At 63.7% G+C, this 20,895-nt stretch carries 16 protein-coding genes; 2 read left to right on the top strand and 14 right to left on the bottom strand.

The genetic code is table 11. From position 1 onward, the window contains the following. Positions 1-321: 321 nt before the first annotated feature. The 9 genes from FXB40_RS23130 to FXB40_RS23090 form a co-directional block, all read right to left on the bottom strand. Entirely contained in the window at positions 322-585 is a 264-nt protein-coding gene (locus FXB40_RS23130; protein ID WP_148774511.1) for a DUF6959 family protein, read from the bottom strand. Positions 586-745: 160 nt separating this feature from the next. Beyond that, the gene (locus FXB40_RS23125) at positions 746-2,428 is read right to left on the bottom strand and encodes a methyl-accepting chemotaxis protein (RefSeq protein WP_148774510.1); all 1,683 of its coding nucleotides are present in this window, start codon (positions 2,426-2,428) and stop codon (positions 746-748) included. 246 nt (positions 2,429-2,674) lie between these two features. Further along, positions 2,675-3,805, bottom strand: coding sequence for a helix-turn-helix transcriptional regulator (locus FXB40_RS23120; protein WP_148774509.1), 1,131 nt, complete (start codon positions 3,803-3,805; stop codon positions 2,675-2,677). A gap of 362 nt (positions 3,806-4,167) precedes the next feature. Beyond that, the gene (locus FXB40_RS23115; RefSeq protein ID WP_187437078.1) at positions 4,168-4,917 is read right to left on the bottom strand and encodes a phosphorylase; all 750 of its coding nucleotides are present in this window, start codon (positions 4,915-4,917) and stop codon (positions 4,168-4,170) included. After that, entirely contained in the window at positions 4,914-6,866 is a 1,953-nt protein-coding gene (gene shc, locus FXB40_RS23110; RefSeq protein ID WP_148774507.1) for a squalene--hopene cyclase, read from the bottom strand. Before shc ends, FXB40_RS23115 begins: the two co-directional genes overlap by 4 nt. A gap of 50 nt (positions 6,867-6,916) precedes the next feature. After that, positions 6,917-8,173, bottom strand: a complete 1,257-nt coding sequence (gene hpnE, locus FXB40_RS23105) for a hydroxysqualene dehydroxylase HpnE (protein ID WP_148774506.1) — start codon at positions 8,171-8,173, stop codon at positions 6,917-6,919. Beyond that, positions 8,173-9,012: a presqualene diphosphate synthase HpnD gene (gene hpnD / locus FXB40_RS23100; protein WP_148774505.1), complete on the bottom strand. Its 840-nt coding sequence runs from the start codon at positions 9,010-9,012 to the stop codon at positions 8,173-8,175. Before hpnD ends, hpnE begins: the two co-directional genes overlap by 1 nt. Then, on the bottom strand, positions 9,002-9,886 hold the full coding sequence (gene hpnC / locus FXB40_RS23095) for a squalene synthase HpnC (protein WP_148774504.1): 885 nt from the start codon (positions 9,884-9,886) through the stop codon (positions 9,002-9,004). Before hpnC ends, hpnD begins: the two co-directional genes overlap by 11 nt. A gap of 190 nt (positions 9,887-10,076) precedes the next feature. Further along, complete coding sequence (locus tag FXB40_RS23090) at positions 10,077-10,310, bottom strand: hypothetical protein (RefSeq protein WP_148774503.1); 234 nt, start codon at positions 10,308-10,310, stop codon at positions 10,077-10,079. A 480-nt stretch (positions 10,311-10,790) separates the two neighbouring features. Between FXB40_RS23090 and FXB40_RS23080 the strand changes: the two genes are divergently transcribed. Beyond that, positions 10,791-11,288, top strand: a complete 498-nt coding sequence (locus tag FXB40_RS23080) for a hypothetical protein (protein ID WP_092229874.1) — start codon at positions 10,791-10,793, stop codon at positions 11,286-11,288. Positions 11,289-11,411: 123 nt separating this feature from the next. Here FXB40_RS23080 and FXB40_RS23075 read toward each other — a convergent pair whose 3' ends face one another. The 5 genes from FXB40_RS23075 to FXB40_RS23055 all read right to left on the bottom strand — a co-directional run bounded on the left by FXB40_RS23075 (position 11,412) and on the right by FXB40_RS23055 (position 18,753). Then, entirely contained in the window at positions 11,412-12,203 is a 792-nt protein-coding gene (locus FXB40_RS23075) for a class I SAM-dependent methyltransferase (protein ID WP_148774502.1), read from the bottom strand. A 57-nt stretch (positions 12,204-12,260) separates the two neighbouring features. Continuing rightward, entirely contained in the window at positions 12,261-14,627 is a 2,367-nt protein-coding gene (locus tag FXB40_RS23070) for an efflux RND transporter permease subunit (RefSeq protein ID WP_148774501.1), read from the bottom strand. 207 nt (positions 14,628-14,834) lie between these two features. Then, positions 14,835-15,617, bottom strand: coding sequence for an ethanolamine ammonia-lyase subunit EutC (eutC, locus tag FXB40_RS23065; protein ID WP_148774500.1), 783 nt, complete (start codon positions 15,615-15,617; stop codon positions 14,835-14,837). Next, positions 15,614-17,200, bottom strand: coding sequence for a B12-binding domain-containing radical SAM protein (locus FXB40_RS23060; protein WP_148774499.1), 1,587 nt, complete (start codon positions 17,198-17,200; stop codon positions 15,614-15,616). Before FXB40_RS23060 ends, eutC begins: the two co-directional genes overlap by 4 nt. Before the next feature lie 170 nt (positions 17,201-17,370). Continuing rightward, complete coding sequence (locus FXB40_RS23055; protein WP_148774498.1) at positions 17,371-18,753, bottom strand: ethanolamine ammonia-lyase subunit EutB; 1,383 nt, start codon at positions 18,751-18,753, stop codon at positions 17,371-17,373. Between the two features lie 275 nt (positions 18,754-19,028). Here FXB40_RS23055 and FXB40_RS23050 point away from each other — a divergent pair, with 275 nt between their 5' ends. Continuing rightward, positions 19,029-20,759 (top strand): methyl-accepting chemotaxis protein, encoded by a 1,731-nt coding sequence (locus tag FXB40_RS23050; protein ID WP_148774497.1) that lies wholly within the window; start codon positions 19,029-19,031, stop codon positions 20,757-20,759. The last annotated feature ends 136 nt before the right edge of the window (positions 20,760-20,895 follow it).

Here is a 20,895-nt window from a genome sequence, read left to right as displayed (position 1 = left end):
CAGCCTGGTCGGGCAAAACAGTGGCACTATGCCATGCTGCCCCTTTCGGAAATCGCTTCCGGCCAGTCGCGGCGGGCGGGCTCCCTGCTGTCCCGAAATCCAATGGACGAGCGATCCTCATTCCATGCTTGCTTCGTCAAACATCCGCCGACCATGCGGCGCGCTTGATCACCTGCAAACTGCAAGCTGTCGGAAAATCAAGGCTCGTTTCCTCGTGCTGCCACCAGGTCATACTCACTTCAGGGGTGCAGTCCAGCACCATCACTGCAGTTGCAGATTTTTAGCGACCAGCTGAAATCGTTGCGAAATCACGACAAGAAATCAGTACGGCAGTTTAATACCTCGCTCCATGCAAACTCGTTCAAGGTGCGCCTGAGCGCCGAATAGCTGCTCCCTGACGTCTTCGATCTCGTCCGATAGCTCGTCAAGGTCTCCCTTATCAAGCGACCGCTTCATCCGCTCCACCTGCCGCAACAGGGAGTGCAAGGTGTCCCCCTGCACGACCACACCCGGGAAATTGCGCTCAGGCAATTGCACCACCGCGAAGTTTATTGGCGGGCTCAGAAGATCAACTTGTGTAGCCATGGCTTTCTCACTGCGGTGTGAACGTGATGAACGGCTCATTCGGACGAACCAGAATTACGGTGACGGTGCTGGACTGTAATTTAGTAATTTAGTAGCCCTCATGAGCTAAGGCCCGGTCGCCATCGCGACCGGGCCTTTCGTTTGTTCGGCTCACGCGCAATCAGGCGGTCTTGATCGCTGTCAGAAAGGTTGCGACTTGCGATTGCAGGGATTTGGAGCGACGCGAGAGATCTGACGCCGCCTGCAAGACCTGGGCGGACGCCGTGCCGGATTCGCCGGCGGCACGGGTCACGTGGACCATGGTGTCGGCCATCTCCCGGGTGCCTGCGGCTGCCTGCTTGACGTTGCGGCTGATGTCGTGGGTCGAAGCGCCCTGCTGGTCCATGGCGCCGGCGATGCGGGTCGAGATCGCGTTGAGCTCCTCGATGGTCGTGCCGATTCCCTGGATCGCCGACGAGGTTTCGCCGGACACCTTCTGAACCGCGGCGATCTGCGTCGCGATCTCGTCCGTCGCCTCCGCCGTCTGGTTGGCCAGCCCCTTCACCTCTGCTGCCACGACGGCAAATCCCTTGCCGACGTCGCCGGCCCGGGCCGCTTCGATCGTGGCGTTCAACGCCAGCAGATTGGTCTGGGCGGCAATCGCCTGGATCAGCGTGACGATCTCCCCGATCTTCTGGGTGGCCTGGGTCAGGCCGACAACGGTGGTGCTGGTTCGCCGGATGTCGTCGGACGCGCGGTCCGCAATCTCCTTGGCGTATCCAACCTGGCTATTGATGTCGGCAATGCTGGTCGCCATCGCTTCGGCAGCCGATTCCACGCTTTGGACATTGGTCGTCGTCGAGGCCGCTGCCGTGGCAGCAATGTTGGTCTGCTGGGCCGACTCCTTTGCGAGTGCCGACATGCTCTGGGCCGTCGAGTCGAGCTGCGTTGCCGCCGCTCCGAAGCTCGCCAGCGCGTCGGACGAGCGTGCGTCGAAGTCGGACACCAGGGCATCGATCATGCCGACCCTGCGGGTCTTTTCCGCCTCGTCCGCCCTTTGAACCGCGGCCAGCCTGTCGGCTTCGATGAGACCGCTCTTGAAGATCCCGACGGCGCGCGCCATCGCGCCGATCTCATCTCGCCGGTCCGCATCCGGAATCGTGACCTGCAAATCGTTGCCGCTCAACTGCGCCATCACGCCGGTCAACCGCCGGATCGGCGATGCCGTGGTCAGGACCGTCACCATGCCGGCGGCAAGCGCGATGCACGTCGCCACGACCAGGGCAACAATGACGCCGAGGCGCGCCCGATCCGTCGCGGCATTGACCAGATCATAGGATTGGCGTCCCGCCCGTTCATTCAGCTCGACGATCTTGGCAAGGGTCAGGTTGAGAGCGTCAAACTGGTTTCTATTTTCACCGACGTAGTATTTGCGAGCCGCGGCGTTGTCCCCGGCCTTCAGCGCATCCACGACCGAGATTGTGGATTTCTGGTATTCCGGCCAGGTCGAATCGAACTGGGCGATCGCCGTTTTTTCCTCGGCGGAATTGGGTTGATAGGTCTTCCTGACGTCGACGGCCTTCATCGCGTATTTGTCCATCAGCCCTTCGCGGTATCGTCCATCCTCAGGCGTCACGCTCAGGAGACGATTGGCTTCCTCCCGCCGAAAATTGATGACCGCATTGAGCATCTCGCTGCTCTGGAACAATGCGGGCATAGCCTTGCCGCCGAGGTCGTTTGCCGCCCGGTCGACGACCGCTATTTGAACGAGCGCGAAGGAGCCGAGACCGATCGTAACAAGCAGGACCAATCCAAAAGCGACAAAAGTCCGGACGCGGATCGATATGTCGATAAGATGCGGCATGAATGGTCCGGCGTGGATGGCTTCGGGAAGGGCATGCTTCGTCGAGACGTCGTCATCCCAACTCTAGCCGCGAAGTTTCAATCTTTCCTTAACCCTGCCGAAATCGTCGGGCAAAACAGTGCCACTATGCCATGCTGGCTCCGTTCGAAAGCGGCATCGGCTTAGGCCGGCGTGCAATCCACCAGCTTCATGCTGCCGTCGTCTTCGGAAAGCGCGACTGGTGGCAGCGCCACGTTTCGTCCTCTCCTACCCGGGAAACGGCCTGGCATGTGCCGCAACAAGCTTGATCAAGTCAGCCTGACGGCGCACGCCGGTCTTTCCGAAGATATTTTGGAGATGAGTTTTCACGGTGGCCTCGCTGATGCCAAGCACCTCCGCTATTTCAGATACTCCACTTACTTTCAGCACCGCATCAAGTACCCGCACTTCGCTCGGCGTGAGTTGGAATTGTCGCGCCGCCACTTCGGTCGGATAAGGCGCCGACATTGATACCTTTCGGACGAAGACGGCAGCGACCGCAGAGTGAAGGCCCCCGGCTTGACGGCGCGCCCCCGACGTCAGCGGCAGGATATCAGCAACCCAATTCTGGCCAACCTTACTGGACAGCGGAATGGCAACACCATCCGCGCCGACAGCGCCATCGCCACCGCTCGCGGCGGCGACGACATTGCGCAATACCTGCGCCGCATGTGGGTCCAGGGCGATCAAATTATTGTTGGCGGTTCGCAAGATCGTCGCATCGTCGAGCAGCGCCTGCGCGGCTATGTTGGAGAATGCAATATGACAGTGTTTGTCCAACAGAAAAACGCTGGCGTCGAGCCGGTTGAGCGCATCTGATAGACTTCCGGCCTTTTCCTTTTGAAGGTCGATGACATTGCCGATCAACACCGCGCGGCGCACGTGAGGAACCAGCAGATGCATGCGCTGCCGCATCTTGTCGTCGGCAAGCCCTTGGCGCTCGTTTCGGAATACTCCGAACTGAGCGAAGCTCGTTGCGGATTTGTCGAGCGTGGCGGCCAAATGATCGGCCCACCCGTTCGGCTTGACCCACTCCTTGTAGAAAGTCGTCTCGACGAACTCGTCATAAGGCAAAACGTTGGTCGTGTTGTAGATCTCCTCAACCTTGAAAAAGAATTGAGCCGTCAAACTCGGATCGAAGCGGATATATTTGTTGAAATACGCGTCCACGCTGGACGGCTCAACATTGTAAACGTAGTGAAGTTCACCCTGAACGGTGATGTCCTTCCAGTAGATTCCGGCCGCAGTACCGCCGATGAATTGCGTCGCCTGCTCGAGAACTCCTACCCACAATCTGGAGTCGAGTGCTGCGTCGTAGATATCGCCGATCAGCTGCGACAAAAATTCCGGATCGACCATTCCCCGACACCGCTCGTTCGACTGACCACGATATTGATGCAACTGGGCAATCGCATCAACCGACCCGTGGACACTAATCCGCTCTGAGACCTGATGGCTTTCAGTGTGTATGGCGCGAGACGAAGGCCTCCCACCTTAGTCGAGAATTACAGTGCACTTAACCGCCGTTCTCCACGTGGTTTCTGGCTCCGCGCGCGACCGGGTCGAGCATAACGTAAGCGCCGCGCCATTCCGTGGAAAGCGGACAACGTCGGTTGAATGCACTGTCATTTCGCGCAAGCGCCAAACAGCGACCACGAACGAAAAAGGCCGATCGCCAATGGCGACCGGGTCTTCATCTTTTGTCAGATCGACGACGCCGCTCAGGCCGTCTCTGACACCAGCGCCTCGCTGTCGACCAGCTCGGTGCCGATCAGGAAGTCGCGGCAGCCGCGCAACGAGCGAAGCGCGCGGTTGAAGTCGATGCCGGTCGAGACCAGCGCATGCAGCGTGCCCGGATTGCGCACGATGCCGCGGAGCACGGCGACGAGGTCGATCTGGCCGTTCGGCTTGATCGCGGCACGCGCAAGTGCCGGCAGCGCGCGGTGGGCGGGATCGCTGATGACGCGGACCGCGGCGAACGGCAAGCCGGCCTCGGCGGCGTAGGCGGCCGCGATGTGGCTTTCCATGTCGACGGCGGAGGCGCCGGTCTCCGAATGCAGCGCCGCCTTCGAAGTGCTGCCGGTGACCACTTCCTCGGCGCCTGCAAGCGAACCGCGCACAACCCGGCGGCGGCCGGAGGTCAGCTTGTCGATGAGGTCGTCGCTGAGCGACAGGCCGGCGGCCCAGCGGGTATCGCCCGCGAGCACCTCGGTCGCCACCACAACGTCGCCGGAGCGCAGCGTCGGGTCGAGCCCGCCGGCCACGCCGAACGAGATCACGCCGCGAATGGTCTCGGGATCCACCACCGTCAGAAGTGCGCGCAACTGGGTCGGGCTGCTCGACGAGCAAATGACCGCCATTCCGGGCCCGGCAGCAATGCGGGCCTCCTGAACCAGTCCGGTCACGATCAATATCGGGCGCGGGTCAATAGCTTGCCCCGCGGTAACATAGTCCCCCATCCCCAAAGTCACATCCCGACCCCTACCACCCTGCTGTTGGTGCTCCGCAAGTTCCGGTACCGCGCCAACGCCCACAGCGGGAAGAACTTTGGATAACCATGATACCGCAGATAGAACACGCGGGGGAAGCCTGTGGCGGTGTAGCGGCTCTCGTCCCACAGTCCTTTTTCGTTCTGTGTTGCAATCAGGTACTCCACCCCGCGGGCGACGGCCGGGTGATCAACCTCGCCAGCAGCCATCAGGGCAAGCAAGGCCCATGCCGTTTGCGAGGCGGTCGAGGGAGCCGGTTCCCAGCCCTTGTAGTCCAGCCGGTAGCTGACGGCGTCCTCGCCCCAGCCGCCGTCCTGGTTCTGGATCGAGGCCAGCCAGCCGGCCGCCTTGCGCATCATGGGATCGGTGTGGGGAACGCCGGCCATGTTGAGGGCGCAGAGCACCGACCAGGTTCCGTAGATGAAGTTCATGCCCCAGCGGCCGTACCAGGAGCCTTCCGGGTGCTGGGTCTTGCGCAGATAGGCCACGCCGTCGGCGACGTGCTTGCTGGTCTTCGCGGTCTCGCCGAGCTGGGCCAGCATCGAGATGCAGCGCGCCGTGACGTCCTCGGTCGGCGGGTCGAGCAGCGCGCCATGGTCGGAGAACGGGATGTTGTTCAGATAGTATTCGAGGTTGTTGACGTCGAAGGCAGCCCACCCGCCATCGTCGCTCTGCATGCCCTCGATCCATTCCCGGCCGCGATCGATCGCAGCGTCATAGCCAGTCGCGCCATGCTCGCGGCGCATGCGGTCCATCGACATCACCACCACGGCGGTGTCGTCAAGATCGGGGTAATGGGCATTGTTGTACTGGAACGCCCAGCCGCCCGGACGCACGTCGGGCCGCTTCACCGCCCAGTCGCCCTTCACCTCGAGCTCCTGCTTCGGGATCAGCCAGTCGAGGCCCTGCTTCGCAGCAGGCACCGCCTTGTCACCGCCGGCTTCAAGCAGCGCGTGGGCGGTCAGCGTGGTGTCCCAGATCGGCGAGACGCAGGGCTGGCAATAGGCCTCGTCGTCTTTGATCACGAGCAGCTTGTCGAGACCGCGGCGCGTGGTGGCGCGCGGCGGATAATTCTCGTCCTTGCCGAGCGCGTCGTACATCATGACGATGTTGGCCATCGGCGGATAGATTGCGCCCATGCCGTCCTCGCCGTTGAGCCGCTCCTCCGTGAAAACGAGCGCGGCGTCGATCGCACGCTGGCGCAGGCTCTTCGGAAACATCGGCTCGACCACGCGCAAGATGCCGTCGAGCGCGCGGAACAGCAGAAACCAGGCCATGCTTTGGTGCGGCGCCTTGGCGGTCATGCCGATCGAGCGTGGATCCTGGAGAAACAGCTCGTCGATGCCGACGCCCTTCGGATTCTTCGCGCGCGGCTTGAGCGCGGCGAGCACCATCAACGGCACCATGGTGGTGCGCGCCCAATAGGAGATCTTGTTGATGTGGAACGGCGACCAGAACGGCAGCAGCATGATTTCGATCGGAAGCACCGGCACCGCGCGCCAGGTCATGACGCCGAACATCGCGAGCATGAAGCGCGTGAAGACGTTGCTGTGAATGGCGCCGCCGCGGGCGTGCATCGCCTCGCGCGCGCGAACCATATGCGGTGCATCGACGGAATCGCCGATCATCTTCAGCGCGAAATAGGCCTTCACGCTGGCGCTCATGTCGAACTCGCCGTCATGCACCAGCGGCCAGCCGCCATGGGCGCCCTGGACGCGGCGCAGATAGTTGCCGATCTTGGCTTCGAGCGCGGTGTCGACGGGCTCTGCGAGGTAATGGCGCAGCAGGACGTATTCGGCCGGGATCGTGCAGTCGGCCTCAAGCTCGAAGACCCAATGGCCGTCGGGTTGCTGAAAGCCGAGCACGCCTTGCGTGGCCGATGCAATGCTCAATTCCAAAGCTTCGCCGCTGGTCGCGTTCACGGAATCCATGTGGCTCGATTGCTCCGAGTGTCGATTGAAGGTGACGGAGACATTGCCCGTCAGGGCCGCTTTGCGGCCAAAACCAGATCGGCGGCGCGATCACCGGACCGGACCGATCCCTCGATCGTTGCCGGCAATCCCGTAGCAGTCCAGTCGCCGGCGAGGAACAGGTTTTTCAGCGCGGTGACCGGCCCCGGACGCAGGGCATTCTGTGCCGGCGTGGCCGCAAATGTGGCACGGCGCTCGCGTACGATCTGCCAAGGAGGCAGTTCGCCGGACACGCCGCCGGCCTCGCAGACATCGTTCCAGATCGCCTGCGCGAGTTCCTCGCGCGGCATGTCGACGAGGCGGTCGCCATTGCTGATGGTGACGGAGAGCCGGTTCGGGAACGCAAACAGCCATTCCACGACGCCGCCGATCACGCCGAGGATCGGCGCCGAACCGGGCGGCGGCTCAATGCGGAAATGCGCGTTCACGATGGCGCGGAATTCGGTCGGCGTCTTCAGCCCGGGCAGCAGGCTCGCGGCAGAGCGCGGCGGCACCGCCATCACGATCACATCGCCCGCAGCAAGCTGGACCACATCCTCGCCGCCGAAATTCAGCGCACTGACCTTGCCGTCACTGGTGACGAAGGAGCGCAGCTCATGGCCGAGCTGAACGGAGTGGCCGCGCTCCGCCAGGAATTTCACGGCAGGCTCGATCAGCACGGCGCTGAGGCCGTCGCGCGCGATCAGTGGACGGCAGGCCTGCCCGCCCGCCAGCAGCGTCTCGCGCACGATTGCGCCGGCAAGCCCGGCCGAACCCTCGGGCGGATCGACATTGAGCGCCGCGAGCAGCAACGGCTGTACCAGGCGCTGATAGAGAATGCCTTCGCAGGGAATGGACTTGCCGACCAGCGTCTGTTCCGAGGCCCAGATCAGCGGTGCCAGCTTGAGGTAATCGGTGAGCCCGGTGTCTGGCACGCGGCGGCTTTCGTCGAGCACCCAGGTCGGCAACCGGCCGGCGCCGAGATCGATCTGCCAGCGCTGTCCGGTCTTGATGTCGACGAAGGGAAACTGCGCGGTCTCAGGACCGACCAGGCCCGCCTCGGTGCCGATCGAGCGCGCATAGGCGCGCGCGTGGCTGTTGCCCGACAGCAGCAGATGATTGCCGTTGTCGATGGTGAGATTGGTGGCGCCGTCGAAATAAGAGCGGCAGCGGCCGCCGGCCTGGTGCGTCGCCTCGTGCACGGCGACCTTGAAGCCGGCATTGGCGAGCCGCACAGCGGCGGAGAGGCCGGAAATTCCAGCGCCGATGATGTGAGCTGTGTTTTGCATCAGATGAAAGCGTAGCGGAACAGGATCGCGAAGCGTGTGACCTTCGACACACGCACCGGCTCGCGCGGCGCGTTGAAGCCGCGCGCGATCAGGAGGTCCAGAATGGCGTGATAGTACTTCGACATGATCCGCGGCGCGCGCACCGCGCGGCGCCTGTTGCGGTTCATGATCTCGTCCGACTTCTCGAAATGCACCTTCGCGCGCTGCGTCAGCGGCAGGCAGGCTTTCGGCAACGCGCGCTCGGCGATCACGCGGTTCGGATCGTTGGAGGTGATGCCGGCATGCAGCAGCGCCTCGCGCGGCAGATAGAGCCGGCCGAGCGTTGCATCCTCGTCGATGTCGCGCAGAATATTGGTGAGCTGCAGCGCGCGGCCGAGGTGGTACGCAAGCAGGATGCCGTCCTCTTCCGGCAGGCCGAACACCCGCACCGACAGCCTCCCGACGGCGCTCGCAACACGATCACAATACAAGTCCAGCGTTGCCATGTCGGGTGCGCGGACGTCCTGCGGCACGTCCATTTCCATGCCGTCGACAATGGCAAGAAAATCCTCGCGCTTCAGCCCGAAGGTCTTCACCGAGGTGACGTAGTCCTTCAGCCGCGGCGGCGGATTGCCCTGGTAGAGCGCGTCGATATCGTTGCGCCATTCCTGGAGCGCGGCGAGTCGCTCGTCGCGCGGGCCGTCGGAATCGGCGATGTCGTCGACCTGGCGACAGAAGCTGTAGATCTGGAACATCGCCTCGCGCTGGTCGCGCGGCAGGATGCGCATCGCAGCATAGAAGGAGCTGTTCGATGCGGACGAGCCATAATTGGCGCTGGGCGCGGTCGCCTCAAGCGTCATGGGCAGCCCCCGGATTCGAGATGGCCTTGCGGCCGATCGCACGGCGGCCGACTTCGCCGATCATGCCGGCGAGGCTGAAAATGAGCAGTTCAAACTTGTTCAGATGCACGCGCTCGCGCAGGGGATCGCGCACCTTCAGCAGGCGAACGATGCGGTCGGCGTAGGCCTGGATGACCGCAACGTCGACGCCAAGGCGGACATCCCTGATCTCCGCGCTCAGCGACCTGCCCTCTTTGAGCAGCGCTTCGTTGCGCACCGCGAGCCCCTGGAGGCAGGCCAGCATCGCCGGCGGCGACTGCGCAAGTCCAAGCTGCTCGACCGAGGCGCCGCTTGCGGCCAGTGCATCGCGCGGCAGATAGACGCGATTGAGCTCGCGGAAATCCTTGCCGCAATCCTGGAGATGGTTGTTGATCTGCAGGCCCGCGCAGAGCGCATCCGATGCCGCCCAGGTCGAGGTGCTCTCGCCATGGACGTCGAGCATGAAGCGGCCGACCGGCATCGCCGAATAGCGGCAATAGTGGATGACCTCGTCCCAGTTCTCGTAGCGCAGCTTGGTCACGTCCATGCGGAACGCGATCAGCACGTCCAGCGCGTGGCGCGGCGCCATGCCCCGCTCGGCCAGCGCGCGCCGCAGCACGACGGCTTCGGCCTGGGTGTCGCCCTTGCCGAGCAGTTCCGCCTCGAACAGGTCGAGATAGCGAAGCTTTTCGTCCGCCGGCAGGGTCGCATGATCGGCGATGTCGTCGGCCGTGCGGACGAAATTGTAATACGCCAGGATCAGCGCGCGATGACGCGGATGAATGATCCAGGACGCGACGGGAAAATTCTCGTCGCGGTCACCCTTGCCGGATCGCAATTCGCTCGCAGAGGTCATCGAGGGCTGATCAACAATCGTTTGGACAGGAAGGGGCTTTTGCGCTCGCGCGGGCTCGTGCCGGCGCCGCCGCGGCCCCCATATAGGGGAATACGGCCGCAAAACCAATCCTGTCTCTCGATGGCAGCCCTTCCGGATCCGGCCTGAAAAAGGCGGCCCCGCGGCCGCCTTTGTAGGCCAGTGGCCGAGCTTACTGGTTGTGGTTCTTCAGGACCTGGTCGCAGGCCTGCGAGATCTTGGCCCGGTTCTCCTTGAGGCAGGCCAGGACGGTGAAATCGCCCTGGTCGATGACCGGACGGCAGAACTTCTGCACATCGCGCGTGCAGGCCTTCTGCTCGGCGTCCGTGCCGCGTCCTGCCTGGGCGAAAGCCGCCGTCGAAAGGGTTGTCGACAGCAGGGTGAGAGCGACGAGAAGCTTACGCATTGTATTCCTTCATTCTGACGGCAGAATCGCACCAATCCCGGACAGCACAGGGCGGACGACGGGAACGGATTGTTCTGATGGCAAGTTGCCGCGGGACAAGTGCGGCACCGGAGAAGGCACAAGCGCTGGTAAATGCGGCCAAATTGGCGCCGCATCTGCCAAATCAGGTCTTCTCTCGGTCTTCATTGACAGATGTAAGAGGTTGATACTACGTCATAATTCGGGCACGGCGCGTTTTACTGCATACCTGTTGCAGAGCTGCATCTGTCCGACCGGCATTTCGACCAGAAATACATGGAAACAGAGAGAATCCGGGGGTCAGCCCCTGGCAAGACCGCTTCGCGAGCCTGACATTGTGGGCCGCTAGGCTTTGAACCCGACGCAGGCTCTTGAACCTGACACGGGCTCGCAACACTAAACTTTCGATGTGGCGAGACGTCCTTTCCTGAACAGGCGTCGTTCCAAAACGGGATATTGATGATGAAATTCTTTGGGCGATCTGAACTGGCGATCAAGGCGGCCGGCATTGGTGCGGCGCTGCTCTTCTCAGTTGCGGCAAGCCATGCTCAGTCGTCCGGGCCGTTCGCCGGCTTCGACGGAGCGTGGACCGGCACCGGCACGGTGTCGCTGTCCGACGGCTCGACCGAGCGCATCCGCTGCAAGGCGGACTACAAGGTTGCCGGCACCGGCCTCAGCCTCAAGCAGGCCCTGCACTGCGCCTCCGACAGCTACAAGTTCGACCTCACCAGCGACGTGACCAGCCAGGGCGAGCGGATCTCCGGCAATTGGAGCGAGTCCAACCGCAACATCTTCGGCAATTTGCAGGGCACCGCCGGCGGTGGTCAGATCGACGTGTTCGTCGAGGCCAATGGTTTCGCCGCTAATCTGTCGCTGCGCACCAACGGTTCCAAGCAAACGGTGCAGATCTCGTCCAAGGGTGAGATCCGCGGCGTCAACATCACGATGACGAAGGGCTGACCGCCCTTCCGGCTTCCAAGAGGACACGCCCCCGGTTTTCGCGAGCCGGGGGTTTTTTACTGACATGGACCGATTTCGCAGACAGCTGCTCGCCGCATCGAGCGTAAGCAGAGCACCGCCGCATCAATCCTTGCGCGCGACGCATTCGCATCGGCATCGGAAATACACCGCATCGGGATCGCGCCCCCAGGCATCCCATCCGGCAAGGGCGGCTTGAATTTCATCATCTGTCGCGCGCGCCTTGCGCAGGAGCTGCGGCGCGAGGCCGAGCAGGCTCCGCCTCGCATCCGCAACGGCCTCAGCGCGACTTGCAGCATCGGCGCTGTGGTTGACGTAGCTCGCGCCGGCCCAGACCGGCGTGAACCCGCGCGCGCGAAGGATCGAGCTCTGCCTGCGTCCGAAGCGGAGCGCCTTGGGATCGTCGTGCTCATACCAGCGCTGCCAGAGATCGAGCGCGAGGCGCACGCCGTCGAGCTCGGGATGAAGAATGTTGCCGCCGACATCGGCATCGCGCGTGCCCAGCAACCCGCCCGGCTTCAGCACCCGCCGCGCCTCCGCCAGCGCTCGCGTCAGCGTCGCCTCGCTCTGATGGTAGAGCACCGCGTGAAAGAACACCGCGTCGAACGTCTCGTCCTCGAACGGAAGCGCGGTCATATCGGCTTCGACAAAAGCGAGATTGGCGAGGCCGGCCCCTGTTGCAAGCCGAAGAGCGGTCGCGATTGCGTTCGACTCGATATCGACGCCGATCGCCATGCCGACAATCCCGGCAAGCGCCGCCGTGATGGTCCCCGGACCGCAACCGACGTCGAGTAGGGTCATATCCGGCGTCAGAAAGGGTACAAAGAAGGCGGCCGAGTCGCCGCCTCGCTTCTGCTGAAACTCCGTGATGGAGCTATCGTGTCGCACATCCGGCATGGAGCCTCCGAATAGCAGCCAGAGTGCTGCGATTCGGTGGCCGCGTGATGACCCCGTTCAGATCGCGGGCTTGTCCGGCCCCTGCAGCTTGGCGTGCAGGTTGATCAGCCACATCGCCGTCGGCCGCAGGATGAAGAGGTCGGCCACCAGCGCCGCCACCATCGAGAAGGCGCTGAGCCAGCCGAACAGCCGCAGCGACGGCAGGTCCGAGAACACGGTGACGACGAGGCCACTGGCCAGGACCACCGTGGTCAGGATCAGCGCCGGGCCGACCAGCACGGTCGCACGTTCCACCGCCAGCGCCGAACCGACACCGGGCTTACTCTCCAATCGCAGGCGATTGAGGAAGTGGATGGTGGCGCTCAGGCCCAGGCCGAACGAGACGGTCAGCGCCACGACGCTGGCGAATTGCAGCCCCTCCCCCATTGCCCACAGCACCGTTCCCGACATCACCACCGGGAAGATGCCGGGCAGGATGCAGGCAAACATCACCACCCATGAGCGGAAGGCGAGGCCGATGAAGATCGCGACCAGCGCGAATTCCACGGTGAGGCCGCGGTTCAGCTTCTCGATCATGCCGGCCGAATTGCGCGCGGCGATGGCGGCGAGACCGGTGACGGCAACCTCGTAGCCGGGGTGCTTCTTGCGGACGGCGTCGAGCTCGGAGTCGAGCTTGTCGACGATCGGCAAGAGCTGGCTGGAGTCCTTGTCCGGCACGCGGCCGGCTACGACCACGGCATCCTGCTCGGCATCGATGAACCGTCGCACCAGATGCTCGGGGATAACGTTGACATATTCCTTCAGAGTCGCGACGTCGTCGCTGCCGGCCTTTTCGGCCAGCCAGCGGCGCAGCGTCTCCAACGACCAGACATTGCCGACGCCGGCCGCCTTCTCCACGGTCGCGTGGACATCAGCGATGGTTTGCAGCGTCTCCGGCGAGTAGAGCGTCTCACCCTTGGGGAACTGGATCAGCACATTGACCGGATTGGCACCGGTCAGCTTGGCGTCGAGCCTATTGCTGGCGGCCACCGCCTGGCGCTTGTCCGGCACCTGGTCTGCAAGCCGGTAGCGCGGCTGAAGATTGGCGTAGACGACGCCGAGGCTGGCGACGAACACCAGTGCGATCAGGCTGAACAGGCCGGGCCGGCCGACCATGCGCACCGCGATCCAGTAGCAGAAGTTGCGCAGCGCCTGCACGCCGGCATCCGCGCTCTGGAACTTGACCGCAAAGAGCTTCTCGTTGCGCACGAACAGCACGCCGAACACCGGCACCAGCGACAACACCGTGACCAGCGCGATGATGGTCGCTGCGAGGCCCGCCTCGCCGAATTTGCGGATCAGGTCGGAGTCGGAGAACTGAAGCGCGATGAAGGAAATGCCGGCGGTGCCATGCGTCAGCACGCAGGCCGGGCCGACCACAAGCACTGCGTTCTTGAACGCCGTGAACTTGTCCTGGCCCGCGATCAGCCGGTCGCGTGCGGCGAAGGTGAGCTGCATCGAGTCCGAGAACGAGATCACCATGATGAGCGGCGTCATCACGTTCAGGAACATGTTCAGGTTGAAATTGGCCCAGCCGAGGGCGCCGAGTGCGATCAGGATCGCGATCATCGGCGGGAACGCCGCCACCACCATGAACGAGATCTTGCGGAAGAAGATGATGGCGATGACGCAGCCGGCGAGAATGCCGAGGATGTTGTAGGTGAGGCCGTCGCGCTCGACCGCGTTGCGGATCTCGAGCTGCATCACCGGCACGCCGGAGAGCTGCACACTCAGCCCGGTGTCGCCGAGATCCTCCTTCATCAGCGCGCGGATGTCGCCGACGGTCTTGGTGAGCTTGTTGGAGGCGACCACTTCCGGATCGAGCGACAGCACGATCAGCGCGAGCGTGCCGTCCTCCGACAGCAGCTTGCCGCGGATGATCTCGTTGTTTTTGACGGTCTCGATGAACTGATCATAGGCCGCGCCCTCGGGCAGCTCGGCCGGGAACAGCGCGGCCGGCAGCTTGCCCGGCGCCGGCGCCTGGCGCGCGGAGAACAGCGAGACCAGGCCGCGGGTGCCTTCGACCAGCTGCATGTCAGTGATGAAGTCGCGCAGCTTCTCGAGGTTGTTCCGCGCCAGAAGGGTCTTGCCCTCGACCACGACGAGAACGTCAAATTCCTCGGCCGGGAACTTCTTTGTCACCGCCTCATACTGGCGGAATTCCGGTGTGTTGGAGCGAAACAGCTGGGACAGCGAATCGTCGATCTTGATCCGATAGATGCCGAACACTGCGCCGACGATCAGCGCGACCAGGATGATGCAGGAGACGATCGGCGCGCGGACTGCGATCAGCCCGATACGCTCCAGCCCGAAGGCGATGGAGGACGTAGGCCCCTGCTCGACCTTGTCGACATGAACCTCATTCTCGCGGTGCTTCTCGAGCATGCCTTGTCCAGTTCCTAATTCGGTTCGGTCAGTGAGCTTATGCGCCCCGCATAACGGCTTGAAAACGCCATACAAATGGGAGGCTTGCCCTTTGAAAAAGCGCGGGAAATCGCCGCGACGGGTTTAGCAGGTCCAAACGCCCTCTCGCAAGCGCGTGCAAGCGCACAAATTGGATCAACATGCGGCGATTTCGACCCTTGATATCGGTCATTGCGGCGGGATCGTCCCGATTCGAGCCGGGGGGTCGCCGCTCTCGTCCTTGAGCGCCACGCCGGTGACTTCTCGCGCCAGTCCCTCGCGGATGAGCCAGGCGATCTTGAAGGCTGCCTCGTCATGGCTCAACCCGGCGTGGTGGATGTTCGAGACACAGTTGCGCTCGGCGTCGGTCAGGCCCGGTTTCGGCGCGAAGGTCAGATAGGCCCCGAGGCTGTCGGGCGCGGACAGGCCCGGCCGTTCGCCGATCAGCATCAAAACCATGCGGGCGCCGAGAATGGCCCCGATCTCGTCGCCGAGCGCAACCCGCGCGCCTGATGCGACGACGACATGGCCGATCGCGACAGCGTCGCCCTCGCCGAGCAGCGGCAGCAGGCTTTGCAGCAGCGCGATGGCATGGGCATGAACCGCCGCCGCCGACAATCCGTCGCCGATAACGATCGCAAGCTGGCACGGCGCGGTGGCACCATCCGCCAGTGCCGCGGCGGAGCCGGCGTCGAGCTGCCGTCCGAGATCCGGCCGGCGCAGATAATCCCTGCGATCGGCGGCCCGGCTCGTGACCTCCATGGCGCCAAGGCCGAGCGCCCTCACCCCGGCAACCAGACCCGGCGCGTCGAAGGCGGCGTGCACGGCATCGCGGGCGCGGGCATGCGCCAGCGTGAAATCAAGCAGCGGTTTGGTCGGCAGGCTCGCGCCACTACGCCCGAGCGCGACGCGCGCGGGCGTGAACGACCTCAGGTCGACGGTCGGGCGCGCCGGAACGGGCTTGTCGCTCATTCGGCAGGAACGGACGCTTCGCGCAGCCGGATCGAATAGTTCGACGCGTTCTGCCTGCCGCTCGTGGCAGCCCGCGCAAAGGTAATGAGGTGATGCGCGATCATGGTGCAGCCGATCAGGCCTTCCATGTCACCGCGGCGGATCCGCCCGAGCGCGAATTTCCAGAACACGCGCCTGTAGTCGCCGAGCACGCCGACCTTCCAGAAGATGTTGCGCATCATGACGAGGCCGCGCCGGATGTTGGCCCAGGTCTTCATCTCGTCGGGCACCGGCATCTTCAGGCGATGGGGATAAACCTCGTCGCATTGATACTGGAAGCGCGCATAGACCTTCTCGGGCTCGTAGGCGACGCTCATGGCGTGCTTCCAGGATGCGACGACCTCGTCATAAGGCAGCAGGAAGTTGACGTTGGAATCGCGGCCGTCGTCATCGACCAGGCGCCCTTCCTTCTCCAACCGATCCCAAAGCGGCGTCTTCGGCAGGGCCTGAAGCAGGTTGATCGTGAGCAGCGGAATCTTGGACTCATCGACGAAGGCAAGCAGTGCCTCCGCCGTGTTCGGCTTATCGGTGTCGAGCCCCATGATGATGCCGGACACCACCTCCATGCCGTAGGAATTGATGGTGCGCACGCCCTCGAGGATCGGGACCATCATGTTGTGGTCCTTGTGCATCGCCTTCAGCGCGTCCGGGTCCGGCGTCTCGATGCCGCAGAAGATCGTAATGAAATAGGCCTCGCGCATCTTCTTGAGGATCTCGGGGCGCTTGGCGATGTTGAGCGTCGCCTCGCAGGCGAGCCGCACGACGTAACCGGTCTTCTTCTGCCACTCGATCAGATGCGGCAACAGGTCCATCGCCGCTTTGCGGTTGCCGATGAAATTGTCGTCGACGAAATAGACCGTGTCGGTCATGCCGCATTCGCGCAGGCGGTCGAGCTCGGCGATGATCTGCTCCGGCGATTTGAGGCGCGGGTTGCGGCCGTAGAGGCCGGGGATGTCGCAGAACTCGCACTCATAGGGACAGCCGCTGGAATACTGGATGCTGCCGAGGAAATACCGTTTCACATCGGCGAGCTCATAGGCCGGGATCGGAAACTCCGTCATCGGAATGCGATCCTTAGTGTTCAGCACGACCTGCTGCTCGGGACGCGAGGTGTCGCGCGCCAAAATTTCGACCAGCTGATTGGTGGCGTCGCCGAGCTCGCCGACATGGAGATAGTCGAACGACGGATAATAATCCGGGCACGCACTGACCGAGGGCCCACCGAGCGCTACCGGAAGATCGAAGTCATGCGCGCGATGACAGATGTCGTTCATCTGCTGGCGCTGGATGTGCATGCCGCTGACGAAGACGGCCTCCGCCCATTCGAACTCTTCCTTCGTCGCACGGCGAAGATTCTCGTCGACGAATTTGACCTGCCACTCCTTCGGCAGATAGGCCGCGAGCAGCAACAGGCCCTGCGGCGGCATGAAGGCGCGGACGCCGTCGGTCAGCGGATAGGCGTGCTCGAAGGTGCCGAAGGACGACGTGTAACGCGGGAAGACACAGAGAATATGCCGGCTCGTTCCGTTGCTTTCAGCGCGCATCGAACTTCCCCCAACCACGTTCTAGGAACGGTACTGACGAGGTCTCCAGAAACATAGCGTAACGCTGCAACCGGAATTCCTCAATATTGTGGCACCGAACTAATTCGTGAGACGCGCCAATGGTTTCCCCGGTTCACGCCGGCGGATGGGTTTTTCGCGCCAATTTCGCTTCACGCAATCAGCCGGGAGGCAAAATCGGGCAAAAGGCCTGCGTCACCGGCAAGCCGGAAGTCGGCACCCGTAATTCCGGTCTGGACCAGCCAGTCATCGAACTCCGGCGCACGGGCCGCGCCGAAGACGTCGCGGACATAGAGCGCATCGTGGAACGAGGTGGACTGGTAGTTCAGCATGACGTCGTCGGCGCCGGGCACCCCCATGATGAAGGTGACGCCGGCAGCGGCAAGAAGCGTCAGCAGATTGTCCATGTCGTCCTGGTCCGCCTCGGCATGGTTGGTGTAGCAGATGTCGATGCCGAGCGGCAGCCCGAGCAGCTTGCCGCAGAAATGATCCTCCAGCCCCGCCCGGATGATCTCCTTGCCATCATAGAGATATTCGGGGCCGATGAAGCCGACCACGCTGTTGACCAGCAGCGGCGCATAAGCACGGGCCACCGCATAGGCGCGTGCCTCGCAGGTCTGCTGGTCGACGCCGTGATGGGCGTTGGCCGACAGCGCCGAGCCCTGCCCGGTCTCGAAATACATCACGTTCTCGCCGACCGTGCCGCGCTTCTGCGACAGCCCGGCCTCCTGCGCCTCCTTCAGCAAAGAGAGGTCGATGCCAAAGCTGCGATTGGCGGCCTCGGTGCCGGCGACAGACTGAAAGACGAGGTCGACCGGCACGCCCTGCCCGATCAGCGCCAGCGTCGTGGTGACATGGGTCAGCACGCAGCCCTGGGTCGGGATCTTCAGCCGCGCGATGACCTCGTCCAGGAGCCGCAGCAATTGCGCGATCACGGCCGGATCGTCGCTGGCCGGGTTGATGCCGATGCAGGCATCGCCGGCCCCCAGCAGCAGGCCGTCAAGGATCGAGGCGGTGATGCCCCTGGCATCGTCGAAGGGATGGTTGGGCTGCAGCCGCGTGCTCATCCGGCCCTTCAGGCCGATGGTGTTGCGGAAGGCGGTGACGACCTCGCATTTCCGCGCCGCCAGGATCAGGTCCTGGTTGCGCATCAGCTTGGACACCGCGGCCGCCATCTCCGGCGTGATGCCGGGCGCGAGCTTGCGCAAGGCCTCCGCCGTGGCGGCGTCCGACAGCAGCCAATCGCGGAAGGCCCCGACCGTCCGCGAGGCCACGGGGGCGAACGCCCTGGCGTCATGGCTGTCGATGACGAGACGGGTGACCTCGTCGGCCTCATAGGGGATGACGGCCTCGTTCAGGAATTGACTTAAGGGAACGTCCGCCAGCGCCATCCGAGCGGCAATCATCTGCTCGGCGCTGCCTGCGGCAATGCCGGCCAGCCGGTCGCCGGAGCGCGGCGGCGTCGCCTTGGCGAGGAGGTCGCGCAGGTCCGGGAAGGTGTAGGTCGTGGCGTCGATAGTGTGGCGGTAGACCAAAGGCAGCTCCGCAGGTTCGTCGGCCAGTGAATACGCGCTTGGCGGCCCGCGTGCACGCCGATGTTTGGGGCATTCCGGACAATCCCCTGGGCGACTTGCCGAGAACCGATAGAATTGCACCAAATCCCTGAGATAGCTCGCCTTTCCTGCGACCTTTGGCGCACACCCCTGACTTGCGCGTTAACGCTGCGTCCATCTTCATTCTGCATAGTTTTGCATCAATTTTAGAAGACCGCGCTGTCCGGCCGCTCCTGGCCATTCGGGCCCCGAACATCATGCAAACCGACCGATCTGGGAATGCCGCCGGCCTGGCAGGCCGTTTTACGCTGACCACCAAGCTCTACGCGATCTTCGCGCTGTTCGCCCTGCTCACCGCTGGAATCGCGATGCTGTCCGACTACAACAGCCGCCGCAGCGCCGAGCTGACCAGCGCGATCGAGACGGCGAATGCGGCCGCGCTGAACGTCGAGCGCGTCAACTCGCTGGTCTATGCGGTCGTGATGGAGTCGCGCGGCGTCTACATGTCGTCCGAGCCGGCCGTCGTGAAGAAATACGGCGAGGGCCTGCTCAAGTTCAACGAGCAAATCCTCAATGTCGTGAAAGGCTGGGAGACCATCGTCAGGTCCGACGATGCCGAGCAGTTCGCCACCTTCAAGAAACGCATCGAGCAATTCGTCGACTTCCGCAAGGAGCTGGTGCGCCGCGGCGTCGAGATCGATGCGGCCGCGGGCCGCGAATGGGGTGACAACGACGCCAACCGCGCCGTGCGCTCGGCGCTGAACAAGGATCTCGAGGCGCTCTCCAAGGTCTATGCCGGGCGTGCCAGGCAGATCGCGCAGGAGACCGAGACCAACCGCACGCTATCCTTCGTGCTGACCTGCCTCGGCGGCGTCGCGCTGGCGCTGGTCGTGATCGGCATCATCATCATCGCCCGCTCGATCGCGCGGCCACTTGCCGCGATCACCGCGACCATCAAGCAGGTCGCCGACGGCGCCGAGAATGTCGTGGTGCCGCACTCCGGCCGTGCCGACGAGATTGGCGCACTGGCCCGCGCCATCGAAGTGTTCCAGGACGCGATGGGGCGCAACCGTAACCTCGCCTCGCAGGTCTCGCAGGATTCCGCGGCACGCGAACAGCGCGCACACCACATCGAGCAATCCGTCGAAGCATTCCGCGAGGCGATCGGCGCGATCATGCGCGGCCTCAGCGACAACGCCTCGGTCATGCGCGAGACCGCGCAGACCATCACCCGCGTCACCGCGGATGCCAATAGCCGCGCCGGCACGGCGGCCAACGCCACCGAGCAGGCCTCGCACAACGTCACAGCCGTGGCCAGTGCCGCCGAGGAGCTGTCGGCGTCGGTGGAAGAGATCGGCCGCCAGGTGCGGGCTTCCGCGGGCGCGGTCGAGCAGACCGGCCAGCGCACCGAGAAATCGATCGCCGAGATCGAGAGCCTCGCCGCGGCCACGCAGCGCATCGACGGCGTGCTGACCCTCATTCAGACCATCGCCGAGCAGACCAACCTGCTCGCGCTCAACGCCACCATCGAAGCCGCGCGTGCCGGTGACGCCGGCCGCGGCTTTGCCGTCGTCGCGCACGAGGTCAAGGCACTGGCGGGACAGACCGCGAAGGCGACCGCCGACATCAGCGCGAACGTCGCCATGATCCAGTCGTCCACTCGCAACGCGGTCGATGCCGTCCGCGAGATCGGCGGCGCGGTGCGCGAGATCAACGAGGTCACCTCCGCGATTGCCGGCGCCGTCGGCCAGCAGGACCAGGCGACGCGCGAGATCTCCTCCAATGCGCAATCGGCCGCCCAGGGCAACGAGACGCTGGTCGCCAACATCACCTCGCTGCGCGACGCTATCGGCGAGACCGACACGGCGGCGACGTCCGTGTTGACGGCCGCGAGCAGCCTGACCGCGACGGCGGACACGCTGTCGCGCGAGGTGGAAAAGTTCTTCCAGAACCTGCGCTCGGACAGCCGCGTCGCGAAGGCGGGATGATCGCGCGCGTCTGCCGTCCACAGAGCAGGCTCGCTTCAACCAAAAACGCGAAAACAACCCCATGCGCAGTAGACGGGATGAGCTAAATCAATGGCTTGACCGCTGGAGCCACACGACTGCTGATTTTACGAAATTT

The sequence above is a fragment of the Bradyrhizobium rifense genome (genome assembly GCF_008123425.1).
Taxonomy (GTDB): Bacteria; Pseudomonadota; Alphaproteobacteria; order Rhizobiales; family Xanthobacteraceae; genus Bradyrhizobium; species Bradyrhizobium rifense.
This window is presented reverse-complemented; position numbering and strand designations above follow the sequence as displayed.

Coding starts and splice junctions, on each gene's coding strand:
- FXB40_RS23125 (WP_148774510.1), bottom strand. CDS start 2,428: ATGCCGCATCTTATCGACATATCGATCCGCGTCCGGACTTTTGTCGCT.
- hpnC (WP_148774504.1), bottom strand. CDS start 9,886: ATGACCTCTGCGAGCGAATTGCGATCCGGCAAGGGTGACCGCGACGAG.
- hpnE (WP_148774506.1), bottom strand. CDS start 8,173: ATGCAAAACACAGCTCACATCATCGGCGCTGGAATTTCCGGCCTCTCC.
- FXB40_RS23090 (WP_148774503.1), bottom strand. CDS start 10,310: ATGCGTAAGCTTCTCGTCGCTCTCACCCTGCTGTCGACAACCCTTTCG.
- FXB40_RS23130 (WP_148774511.1), bottom strand. CDS start 585: ATGGCTACACAAGTTGATCTTCTGAGCCCGCCAATAAACTTCGCGGTG.
- shc (WP_148774507.1), bottom strand. CDS start 6,866: ATGGATTCCGTGAACGCGACCAGCGGCGAAGCTTTGGAATTGAGCATT.
- FXB40_RS23075 (WP_148774502.1), bottom strand. CDS start 12,203: ATGCCGGATGTGCGACACGATAGCTCCATCACGGAGTTTCAGCAGAAG.
- hpnD (WP_148774505.1), bottom strand. CDS start 9,012: ATGACGCTTGAGGCGACCGCGCCCAGCGCCAATTATGGCTCGTCCGCA.
- FXB40_RS23080 (WP_092229874.1), top strand. CDS start 10,791: ATGAAATTCTTTGGGCGATCTGAACTGGCGATCAAGGCGGCCGGCATT.
- eutC (WP_148774500.1), bottom strand. CDS start 15,617: ATGAGCGACAAGCCCGTTCCGGCGCGCCCGACCGTCGACCTGAGGTCG.
- FXB40_RS23060 (WP_148774499.1), bottom strand. CDS start 17,200: ATGCGCGCTGAAAGCAACGGAACGAGCCGGCATATTCTCTGTGTCTTC.
- FXB40_RS23050 (WP_148774497.1), top strand. CDS start 19,029: ATGCAAACCGACCGATCTGGGAATGCCGCCGGCCTGGCAGGCCGTTTT.
- FXB40_RS23070 (WP_148774501.1), bottom strand. CDS start 14,627: ATGCTCGAGAAGCACCGCGAGAATGAGGTTCATGTCGACAAGGTCGAG.
- FXB40_RS23120 (WP_148774509.1), bottom strand. CDS start 3,805: ATGGTCGATCCGGAATTTTTGTCGCAGCTGATCGGCGATATCTACGAC.